Raw genomic sequence first — 9,950 nt, forward strand, 5'->3', positions numbered from 1 at the left:
GATGCGAAAGGTCGATGGCTGGGAAACCTTGGCTCAGCCCATCGCCCCGATCAGACTTGACCTCGCGGCCTGATCAGGCCCAAATCCACATGCTCGGAGAACGCCGCCAGAGAATTTCCACCAGATTCGAGACACAACCCCGTCGCCATCTGGATCTCGCAGTTGATCACTCCCCAGCGCTCCCACCAGCTGCAGTGCAACAGATCCAGGCTGCCTGAGCCATCCAGATCATACTGCATCTTCAGTGGGTAGCGTTTGTCAAAACCGGGCCGGTCATAGTCCTGCACCGAAAGCTGCGCCAGCGCGGGCAGCATCTGATCCAGCACCCGGCTCTCGACCAGTTGCAGGGCGCTGCCGGTAAAGGCAAAGGCTGTAAAACGCCCGTTCAGATCGGTCTGACCAACACCGGACTCGGTTGTCTCAATCAAAAAGCGATAACCTTGGGGCGTCTGCTGCACCTCGGGATCGCCCCAGCCGTAGAACTCCGGATGAGTGACGTTGACAAAGCGACCGCCCTGCAAAGACAGCACCGCGTAGCTGGGCGCGCAGCAATTGCCGCCGCCGCTCCAGCTGTGCAACAGATCCACCTGACCGTCGCCATCAAAATCCGCCTCCAGGATCTTGTTGGAGATCCCGGTCTCTGGCACCAGAGCCTGAACCGGAGCGCCATTCACATAGGCGATGATCACCTGCTCATACATCCCGCCGCGCACCTCGTAGGTGATCGGCTGCGCCACTGCCGCGCCAGCGAAGCTTGCCACAAGGACCACATATCCAACCACAAAACGCATCATGATGTTTTCTCCGGTAACGCCATTCCATCACGGGCCCATAGAAGCAGACCAGCGTTGCAAACAGTTTAAGCAGATCTGTAGTAAACGGTCACATTTGCTTTAGCCCTGTTGCAAGCCCGCCGTCGCAGTCTTTCTATTGACAAGACGCACGCCCCGCCGCCGCCGCCAGGAGCCCCTATGATCTTTGTCGCCGAAAACCAGCTGTTGCTGATCCTCATCTGTTTTGGCCTGGGCGCCATCGGCACCGGCTTTTTGCTGCGCAAGCCAGAGGGCCACCAGGCCTGGAAATATGCCGATCTGGTCTGGGTCTTGCTGGGCGGCATTGGTGCGCTGGCGGCGGTAATCGCCGGGATCTACAAATCCGACAGCAGCCAACTGGAGCGCCAGATTGATCTCGCCTATGCCGCCACCGCAGCCTTTGACCGCGATGCGGCCCGGTTTCGCCTGCGGTTTTGCGACCCAACCGATGACACTGATATTGCGGTGCTCTGTGACAAAATCGAATTTCTGTCGGCCTCGACTGCGGGCAATGCAGAGCTGCCCCTGTTCATCGCCGTAACGGATGAGGTCGCACCGCTGCAGGGCATCGCCTTTCTTGCCGGATCCGGCACCACAGCCCAGGAGATAACGGCCAAGGCCGCCAGCGCCGATGCTTTTGACCCGGAGAGCTTTCTGGTTTTCTCCTCGCTGGATCAGCCAACCCAGGCATCTGTGGAAAACCTACGCCGCCGCGAGCCAACCATTGCGGGTGACTTTGTTATATTGGCGCGGGCCTATGACGATTTGATCGCCCATATCCAGCGGCTCAAACAGGAATGGGACTATTTGCAGGACAATGCCCATATCCTGGTGTTGCAACTCTTTGCGCTTTGTCTGGTCGGATTTGCGGCGCCGTTTCGTTTGGGCAAATCTGTGGTGGAGTTGCGCCAACCAGACCGCTACGCTCCCCCCAGACAGAGCAGCAAAAGAGGCCGAGATGAACTCCACACCAGCGATGAGCGTCAAAGACGCCCAGGCCCTATTGGATGAGAATTTTGCCGAATGGGTCCGGGCCCTGGACCTGACGGTAACCGCGTTTTCTCCCTCAGCAGTGGTCTTGCATATGCCGCTTGCGCCCCATCTGGCGCGAGTGGGTGGCATTGTGTCGGGTCAGGCGCTGGCGGCGCTGGCGGATACGGCCATGGTTCTGGCCGCCGTTGCCCATGCCGGCGAGATGCGGATGTTTGCCACCACTGATCTACACACGCAGTTTTTGCGCCCCGGCGTTGGCACTGCCATCCTGTGCCGGGCCGAAGTGGTGCGCGCAGGCAAGGCGCTGGTCTTTGCCCGCGCCGAAATGCACGAGGAAACCAGCGGCAAATTGATCTCTACCGCTACTGCAACTTTTTACGCCCCCTGATAGATCGGACAACAGCAGCTTGCGCAGTTTTGAACAGATCTTTGACATTTCAGCTGACCGTCACGGCGGCGCCCAGGCGCTGGAAGCAAAGCTTCTGCGCCCGGAACCTGATGTTGCGACCCTGGCAGAGGATCGCTGGCTCTCCCTGATGACCAGATGCGTCTTTCAGGCCGGGTTCAGCTGGAAGGTGATCGAGACAAAATGGCCCGGATTTGAGGCCGCTTTTGACCAGTTTGATGTGGTCAAGAACGCCTTTATGGATGATGAAAAACTTGATGCCCTGCTGCGCGACAGCCAAATTGTCCGCAATGGTGCCAAGATCCAAACGGTGCGCGACAATGCGGCCTTTCTGATGGAGCTGCGCCAGGAGGGTGGCGCCGCCAAGGTGTTTACCGACTGGCCAACATCGGATTTTGTCGGACTGCTGGAGATGCTGAAAAAGCGCGGCAGCCGCTTGGGTGGCAACAGCGGCCAGATGGTGATGCGCTTTGCCGGGCGGGATGGCTTTGTCCTGTCCAAGGATGTTACCGGGCGGTTGATCGCCGAAGGGGTGATCGACAAGCCCGCCACCTCTAAAACCGCTCTGCGCCAGGTTCAGGCGGCTTTTAACAGTTGGCAAGAGCAATCGGGCCGATCCTTGATGGAAATAAGCCGGGTTCTGGCTTTGAGTTGCGGCTAAGGGTACAGCTAGAGAAACGGGGCACATTTATGCGCAAGATCAGCAAATGCAACCATGGCCTGCAGCACACCATCCGAGGCGTCGTATGATCCTGCGGCTTGTTCTGATCTGCTCTTTGCTTGCCGCCTGCGGTCGTCCGCTCAGCGAGGCAGAGCTGAGTTTTCTATCCGACATTCACGGCGACAGCCTCAATACCAACCAGGTGCATCTGGTGCGTGGCGCGCCCGTGGCCGCTGTTACATTTCGGCGCAAACCCCGCCCCCGCGTCACCTGCCGCGAACGGATCCTGCCACCGGTCAAGGAAGAAAAGATTGTCACCTCCTCGCCAGCAGCCGTCACCCTGTTCAACCGGATCTTTTTTGTCAAAGACTGGTACACCGAAGACTATATGCCGGCCTATCCGGATCGGCTGTATCTGGTGGAGGCCATGTTGCTGGCCCATGAGATGACCCATGTCTGGCAGTGGCAGAACCGCCGTGTCACGGGCTACCACCCGTTGCGCGCAGCGGCCGAACACAGTGCCAGCCCAGATCCCTATTTGTTTGCGCTTGAGAGCAGTCCGGATTTTCTCAGCTATGGCTATGAACAGCAGGGCGCCATTGTCGAAGAATACGTCTGTTGCCGCGCCTTGGCACCGCAGGCTGCCCGCAGTAAGCGCCTGCATGAGATGCTCAAGGCGGTGATGCCGGTGACGGACCTGCCACAGGCCCGGCAAAGCGATGTCTATCTGCCCTGGAAAGACGCCGACCTCACGGGAATTTGCACCTGACACGCCAGGTCGTGTATCAGGCCCTGCCCTGCACTACACGGCACAGCTGCGGCGGGATCAATCAGCGTTGGATATCTTCCAGATAGGCCAGCAACGCCGCCAGAGGGCGCGGTGTCGGGGTAAAGACGTCATCCACAGCAACCGGAACCAGATCTCCTTCGAGCAGGGCACCAAATTCCGGCATTGCCTCTGCCCCCACGCGACCACGGCCATATCCGTCAATCTGCGACAGTACAGCGGCGCGCGGGAAAATACCGCGGTTGCGTGTTGCAATATGCCGCAAGTCAGGGGCACCCACGGATAGCTCTCGTGTGGCCAGATCAGCATCTACACCATGGCAGGCAGAGCAGTTCTGATTAAACAGCGCCGCGCCTTCGGCTGGCTCTGGCATATCCACCTCCCCAGGGGCGCAGTTTGATAGACCAAAGGACAAAGCGATCAGGCTTAACACCACAACTGGGGATTTCATCAACATGCTTCCTTATTCTTGCGCAGCGACAGTATAATTCCACCCCGTTGAAACGGCCACCTAGGCACCTGGTCAGAGCAAAAATTGTCTGCCATGGGCTGCATTTAAGCATCATTTCACCACAGCGACGATAATAATGCGCAGGGGATGTCACAAGAACATGGCTTAGTCCCTGTCGGCGGTTGCCGCTTCTCGCTCACACAGCAACCTGTCCCCCCGCAAGAGGCGCGAGAGGAGGAGCCACCAGAGAAGAAACCCATGCGACGCTATACGATTTTCATGCTGGGCATCTCGGTTCTAGCGACTGTGAATGGGGCACTCGGCCAACCAGTTCCACCGCCCGCCTAAAGATCTACCAGCCTGCCCTGCTCCAGCTTGACCCGGCGGTCCATCCGCGCGGCCAGTTCGGGATTATGGGTGGCCACCAGCGCCGACAGGCCAGTGCCAGCCACCAAATCCATCAGCGCGGCAAAGACCTGATCTGAGGTGCCGGGATCCAGGTTTCCGGTGGGTTCATCCGCCAACAACACGCGGGGGCTATTGGCCAGCGCCCGACAAAAGGCCACCCGCTGCTGTTCGCCCCCCGACAGCGCCGCCGGCCGGTGCTGGGCCCGGGCTGACAGCCCAACCAGAGCCAAGAGCTCCTCGGCACGGGCCTCGGCGGCGCGCTGTGCAATCCCATTGGCCAGTTGCGGCAGGACAATGTTCTCCAGCGCGGTGAACTCCGGCAGCAGGTGGTGGAACTGATAGACAAAGCCCAGTTCCTGGCGACGCAGGCTGGTGCGCATGCTGTCACCCTTGCCGCTGATGTCCTGTCCGGCCACCGTGACGCTGCCACTGTCCGGCACGTCCAACAAGCCCGCGATATGCAACAGGGTGGATTTGCCTGCGCCCGAGGGCGCCACCAGTGCCACCATCTCCCCCGCGTTCAAGGTCAGATCAACGCCGCGCAGCACATCAATCTGGTTGGCCGCGCCCTGATTATAGGACTTGGTCACGGCTTTTAGCTCTAAAACTGCATCACTCATAGCGCAGCGCCTCCACCGGGTTCAGCCGGGCGGCACGCCGGGCGGGAAAGATTGTCACCACAAAGGACAGCCCCAGCGACAGCCCCACCGCAGACAGCACATCGGGCAGGTTCAGCTCGGCCGGCAGCGCATAGATGCCGCGGATAGAGGGATCCCAGACGCCACCGCCCATCACAAAGTTCACAAAAGAAAAGATAGGGTCGATATAGCTGGCAAACAGACAGCCCAGAATGACACCAAACAGCGTCCCCAACACCCCGGTAAAGGCGCCACAGATAAAGAACACCCGCATTACCGACCCCTCGCTGAGCCCGATAGTGCGCAAGATACCAATGTCGCGGCCTTTGTTTTTAACCAGCATGATCAGCCCCGAGACGATATTCATCGTCGCAATCAGCACCAGGATCGACAGGATGATGAACATCACATTGTCCTCGACCTCCAGCGCCCGCAGAAAACCACCCGAGGCATCGCGCCAGGTCCAGACCCCAACCGCGCCATCCGCCGCCCGCAACAGGGACAGGATCTTCAGGTCCACCGCTTCCGGGTCGGTGATCATCACCTCGATCTCATCCGCCACACCTTCACGGTTGAAAAAGCTCTGCGCCTCGGCAAAGGGCATATAGAGCCGGGTGCGATCAATGTCATAACGCCCGGCAGTGAAAATATAGACCACCTCGTAGGCCTTGACCCTTGGACTGGTGCCAAAGGGGGTTTTGACCCCATTGGGCGAGATCAGCTTGATACGATCACCGGGGCTGACCCCCAGTTCGCGCGCCACGCCAGAGCCGATGGCGACCCCGTCCTCAAACCGATCCAGATCGCCCATGGCGCCTTCGCTTTGGGCGACACCGGGAATGGTCAGGATGCCGGGTTTGGAGATGCCAAAGACCTCAACCCCGGCGTTGCGCTGGCGCGCATTGGCCATGACCTGCCCCTTGATCAGCGGCGCTGCGCGGATCACGCCGGGCACCGTGGCCACCCGCGCCGCCATGGCGTCAAAATCCGTGATGCTGCGCTCCATCTGGCCAGCCGCGTTGAGCGCCCCGTGAGAATAGAGCGTCACATGGGCATTTGCGCCCAGGATGGTGCCCACAAATTCCGAGCGAAACCCAGAACGCACCGCCAGGGTCGCGATAAGGGCAAAAACCGCCAGGGTAATGCCAATGAGGCTGATCCAGGTCATCACTGAAACGCCGCCCTCGGCCCGGCGCGCCCGCAGGTACCGCCAGGCAATCATCCATTCAAATCGCGCAAAAGGCGGGGGGGTGCTGGCCATGCTGGCTCCTGCTCGCAGTTTTTCGCCAAACTGGGCTTTCCTGGGCACAGGGTCAAGCCACAGTGCACCACACTCAGCGCAAATCCACCGCCCCCGCTGGGCTAGTTCACCGAATGTAGAAAAAGGGAGACACCGCTTGCCTAAAACCTGGGGGCATAGTGCGAAACCGGCAGAACGCTGGGTCACTGCCGATTTGACCCAAAGTAAAACCTATCGTGGCGGGGCTCAGTGCTGTTTGATGCTGACAAAAGATACAGTTCGCCCAAGCGGCTGATCGACTGATTGTTTTTAAAAGGACCCCCCCAATGGAACGCGCCGATACCCTGTTTACCCCTGTTGATCTTGGCAAACTCAGCCTGAAGAACCGGATTGCCATGGCCCCGATGACCCGCACCTTTTCGCCCGGCAATGTTCCCGATGAGGCCGTGGTCTCCTACTATCAGCGCCGTGCCGAAGGCGGCGTTGGCCTGATCATCACCGAAGGCACCTTTGTAAACCACGTGGCCGCCAGCGGCTATCCCAATGTGCCCGCTTTTTATGGCGAAGACGCGCTGTCAGGGTGGAAAAAGGTCGTTGAGGCAGTCCATGCAGCAGGCGGTAAGATCGCGCCACAGCTGTGGCATGTGGGCGCCATTCGTCGCCCCGGCGTCAATCCCGGTGGCGACACCCCGGGTCACAGCCCCAGCGGCATGGCCATCCCCGGCAAGGTGACCGGCCACGCAATGATACAAGAAGACATTGATAATGTTGTCGCCGCCTTTGCCCAGGCCGCAGCAGATGCCAAAGACATCGGCTTTGACGCGATCGAACTACACGGTGCCCATGGCTATCTGATTGACCAGTTTTTCTGGGATGGCACCAACCAGCGCCAGGACGGCTACGGTGGCGATCTGGCGCAGCGCTCACGCTTTGCCCTGGAAATCATCCGCGCAGTCCGCGCCGCCGTCGGCGAAGACTTCCCGATCATTTTCCGCTACTCTCAATGGAAGCAGCAGGACTACTCTGCCCGGCTGTGTGACACCCCCGAAGCGCTGCAGGCTTTCCTCACGCCACTTGCCGAAGCCGGGGTTGATATCTTCCATTGCTCCACCCGCCGCTTTTGGGAGCCCGAGTTCGAGGACAGCGATTTGAATCTGGCCGGCTGGACCCGCAAGCTCACCGGCAAGCCTGCGATCACCGTCGGCAGCGTTGGCTTGAACGCCGACTTCCTGCCCGAAGACGGCACCGCTGATTTCAAAGGCGCCGAGCCCGCCAGCCTGGACCGTTTGATTGAACGCGCAGACCGGAACGAGTTTGACCTTGTCGCCGTTGGCCGCGCCCTGATTGCCAACCCGGACTGGGCCAATCAGGTTGCCGCCGGGCAGACCGGCGGACTGGTGGCCTACGAGAAAAAGATGCTGCACCAGCTGCGTTGATCGCAACACCGCCCTGACACCTCCCCCTGCAGCTCCCGCCCGGCCTCAGCCCTGGGCGGGAGCGGTTTTGTATCAGCAGTCTAGTTTCCGGCGCTGCCGAGTTTGCTGTGCGGCCGGGTTGACCCTGCGGCCTGGTTTGACTTTGCAATCACCCCCCTGGACTGCTAGCGTTTTGACACACAATGACAGGCGCAGAACGTGACAAAATCATCAAACATACCCAAACCCCTGAGAAGTCCCAAACCCAAGACCTCTGCGTCGACAAAAGCCAATGTCCAGGCTGAAGAGAGTGACACCCCAGTTGTGGCAGCGCCCGAAGCACCGGTAGAGGATAGCCACCCGGCAGAGGTTGCCGAGCTGCTGCCTCTGGGTGAGCTGGACAGGCTGGCCATTGCCGCCGAGACCGACAAAAGCTCCAAACGCCATGACTACATGCGGTTTTATGAGCACCTTCTAACACCCTATAAAGAAAAGTCATTTTCCATGCTGGAGCTCGGCGTTGGCCTGCCCAGCCGCCGCGCGCCTTCGCTGCGCACCTGGAAGTCGTTTTTCCCAAAGGCGCGGATTATCGGCGTTGACATCAAAGGCATCTCCAAAAGCTTTGAAGAAGAGCGCATCCATATCGAGATCGGAGATGCCGCCAAGCCAAGGTTTCTCAAGCGGGTCTTTCGCACCTATCAGCCCTCGGTGATCCTGGACGATGCCTCTCACTTTTGGTCGCATCAGATCATCGGCTTTCAAACCCTGTTTCCGATGCTGCCCCCAGGCGGCGTCTATATCGTTGAGGACGTGCACACCAGCTTCCTGGCCAAGGAAGAAGGGGCGCAATATGCCGACCATGAAGAATCCTTCTGGAGCTACTTCAGCCGTCTGCAGGCAGCCCTGGTCTGCGCCCAACGTCATGGCCCAGAGCTCAGCCTCCAGGAAAGCCGTCTGGTCGCCTGGATCGACAGCATTTCGATCTCACGCAGAACCGTTGCCATCGTAAAACGCCAAAAAATGCGCCGCCGCGAGGTGGTCCAGACCACTTCTGAACCCGAAAGCTAGCCCTCCCTGCGATACATCAGCCAAGGCGGCGCAGGCCGCCTCAAGACACCCTACCGCCTGCACACATGCATCCGCAGCATTGAAGAAACCTGAAAGTTTTGATTGAGACCCTCGGCCATACCGCAGTGCGACACTGGCGCTTTCGCGCAGGGGCCATTCTGAAAGCGGCGATCACCACAGTCAGAAAGGCAATTGTGCTTTGCGCTCTCAGCGAGCTCCGAAGAACGGCGCCGAAACAAGACATGAACTGGAGGGATGGGCAAACTCTTGGCTGCGACCGCGCGCAGGTCAGGTTTACGTAAAGCAGGCTTAAGAACGGGCGCGGCGACGCGCCCGTTCACGTTTAAAGTATCAGATATGCTTGCGTTCTTGCATCAGCCCTTTGAGGATGCACCAACACATCAACAGCAGCACGACCGTGAAAGGCAAACCGGTCGAGATGACCATCGCCTGCAAGGATCCGAGGCCACCGCCAATCAGAAGCACGATGGCGACCAACCCTTCGAAGGTACACCAGAACACACGCTGCGGCACCGGCGCATCGACCTTACTGATGTGCCCCCATCGAGTGGTCCAATTTGAATGTTAATGCATCGTCGGTCTTTGGTCTATCAGGACGATGCTTTTGGGCGCTGGGGGCCGGTATCCTAAGGCGCTGTGGGGCCTAACCGTGTTGTAGTGGCGACGCCAGCGTTCGATGAGGATCTGTGCTTCACGCAGCGTGGTGAAGACCTCGCCGTTTAATAACTCATCCCGGAAGCGGGCGTTGAAGCTCTCGCAGTAGCCGTTCTCCCAAGGTGATCCCGGGGCAATGAATGCGGTCTTCGCGCCCACGGCACCGATCCAGGCGCGCACCTTCTTGGCAATGAACTCGGCTCCATTGTCCGATCTGATGTATTCCGGCGGGCCGCGCAGGATAAACAGGTCGGTCAGGGCATCGACCACGTCAACTGAGTTGAGCTTGCGTTTGACTTTGATCACCAGCGCCTCCTTCGTGAACTCATCTATGATGTTCAGGGTGCGGAAGACCCGTCCGTCGTGCGTGCGATCCTGAACGAAGTCATAGGACCA

At 59.4% G+C, this 9,950-nt stretch carries 11 protein-coding genes and 1 pseudogene; 6 read left to right on the forward strand and 6 right to left on the reverse strand.

From position 1 onward, the window contains the following. Nucleotides 1–50: 50 nt before the first annotated feature. Nucleotides 51–794: a hypothetical protein gene (locus QZ268_RS14650; protein ID WP_295454127.1), complete on the reverse strand. Its 744-nt coding sequence runs from the start codon at nt 792–794 to the stop codon at nt 51–53. Between the two features lie 177 nt (nt 795–971). On the opposite strand from QZ268_RS14650, the gene QZ268_RS14655 reads away from it, so the two are divergent. The 4 genes from QZ268_RS14655 (at nt 972) to QZ268_RS14670 (ending at nt 3,641) form a co-directional block, all read left to right on the forward strand. Beyond that, nucleotides 972–1,823 carry a hypothetical protein gene (locus QZ268_RS14655; protein ID WP_295454130.1) on the forward strand — a complete coding sequence of 284 codons (852 nt, stop codon included), beginning with the start codon at nt 972–974 and terminating at the stop codon, nt 1,821–1,823. Continuing rightward, nucleotides 1,771–2,193: a PaaI family thioesterase gene (locus QZ268_RS14660; protein WP_295454133.1), complete on the forward strand. Its 423-nt coding sequence runs from the start codon at nt 1,771–1,773 to the stop codon at nt 2,191–2,193. The genes QZ268_RS14655 and QZ268_RS14660 overlap by 53 nt, the downstream gene beginning before the upstream one ends. A 19-nt stretch (nt 2,194–2,212) precedes the next feature. Further along, on the forward strand, nt 2,213–2,872 hold the full coding sequence (locus QZ268_RS14665; RefSeq protein ID WP_295454135.1) for a DNA-3-methyladenine glycosylase I: 660 nt from the start codon (nt 2,213–2,215) through the stop codon (nt 2,870–2,872). An 85-nt stretch (nt 2,873–2,957) separates the two neighbouring features. Further along, nucleotides 2,958–3,641 (forward strand): hypothetical protein, encoded by a 684-nt coding sequence (locus tag QZ268_RS14670; protein WP_295454137.1) that lies wholly within the window; start codon nt 2,958–2,960, stop codon nt 3,639–3,641. Nucleotides 3,642–3,702: 61 nt separating this feature from the next. Here QZ268_RS14670 and QZ268_RS14675 read toward each other — a convergent pair whose 3' ends face one another. From QZ268_RS14675 to QZ268_RS14685, 3 genes are all read right to left on the reverse strand, one after another. Beyond that, nucleotides 3,703–4,110, reverse strand: coding sequence for a c-type cytochrome (locus QZ268_RS14675; protein WP_295454140.1), 408 nt, complete (start codon nt 4,108–4,110; stop codon nt 3,703–3,705). A gap of 344 nt (nt 4,111–4,454) precedes the next feature. After that, complete coding sequence (locus QZ268_RS14680; RefSeq protein WP_295454144.1) at nt 4,455–5,138, reverse strand: ABC transporter ATP-binding protein; 684 nt, start codon at nt 5,136–5,138, stop codon at nt 4,455–4,457. Next, nucleotides 5,131–6,417 (reverse strand): lipoprotein-releasing ABC transporter permease subunit, encoded by a 1,287-nt coding sequence (locus QZ268_RS14685; protein ID WP_295454147.1) that lies wholly within the window; start codon nt 6,415–6,417, stop codon nt 5,131–5,133. Before QZ268_RS14685 ends, QZ268_RS14680 begins: the two co-directional genes overlap by 8 nt. A 305-nt stretch (nt 6,418–6,722) precedes the next feature. Here QZ268_RS14685 and QZ268_RS14690 point away from each other — a divergent pair, with 305 nt between their 5' ends. Further along, nucleotides 6,723–7,832, forward strand: coding sequence for an NADH:flavin oxidoreductase (locus QZ268_RS14690; protein WP_295454150.1), 1,110 nt, complete (start codon nt 6,723–6,725; stop codon nt 7,830–7,832). Between the two features lie 303 nt (nt 7,833–8,135). Then, nucleotides 8,136–8,879 carry a hypothetical protein gene (locus QZ268_RS14695; RefSeq protein ID WP_295454152.1) on the forward strand — a complete coding sequence of 248 codons (744 nt, stop codon included), beginning with the start codon at nt 8,136–8,138 and terminating at the stop codon, nt 8,877–8,879. Nucleotides 8,880–9,230: 351 nt separating this feature from the next. Here QZ268_RS14695 and QZ268_RS14700 read toward each other — a convergent pair. After that, nucleotides 9,231–9,428 (reverse strand): annotated as a pseudogene (locus QZ268_RS14700) (BCCT family transporter); the annotation flags it as partial. A 36-nt stretch (nt 9,429–9,464) separates the two neighbouring features. Then, the coding region (locus QZ268_RS14705; protein WP_295454154.1) for an integrase core domain-containing protein at nt 9,465–9,950 on the reverse strand (486 nt) is incomplete at its 5' end.

The sequence above is a fragment of the uncultured Pseudophaeobacter sp. genome (assembly GCA_905479575.1).
In the GTDB taxonomy this organism is placed as follows: domain Bacteria; phylum Pseudomonadota; class Alphaproteobacteria; order Rhodobacterales; family Rhodobacteraceae; genus Pseudophaeobacter.

Bases quoted from the DNA above. Each gene is read 5' to 3' on its own strand.
- QZ268_RS14650 (WP_295454127.1), bottom strand. From the start codon at position 794: ATGATGCGTTTTGTGGTTGGATATGTGGTCCTTGTGGCAAGCTTCGCT.
- QZ268_RS14655 (WP_295454130.1), top strand. From the start codon at position 972: ATGATCTTTGTCGCCGAAAACCAGCTGTTGCTGATCCTCATCTGTTTT.
- QZ268_RS14660 (WP_295454133.1), top strand. From the start codon at position 1,771: ATGAACTCCACACCAGCGATGAGCGTCAAAGACGCCCAGGCCCTATTG.
- QZ268_RS14670 (WP_295454137.1), top strand. From the start codon at position 2,958: ATGATCCTGCGGCTTGTTCTGATCTGCTCTTTGCTTGCCGCCTGCGGT.
- QZ268_RS14675 (WP_295454140.1), bottom strand. From the start codon at position 4,110: ATGAAATCCCCAGTTGTGGTGTTAAGCCTGATCGCTTTGTCCTTTGGT.
- QZ268_RS14680 (WP_295454144.1), bottom strand. From the start codon at position 5,138: ATGAGTGATGCAGTTTTAGAGCTAAAAGCCGTGACCAAGTCCTATAAT.
- QZ268_RS14685 (WP_295454147.1), bottom strand. From the start codon at position 6,417: ATGGCCAGCACCCCCCCGCCTTTTGCGCGATTTGAATGGATGATTGCC.
- QZ268_RS14690 (WP_295454150.1), top strand. From the start codon at position 6,723: ATGGAACGCGCCGATACCCTGTTTACCCCTGTTGATCTTGGCAAACTC.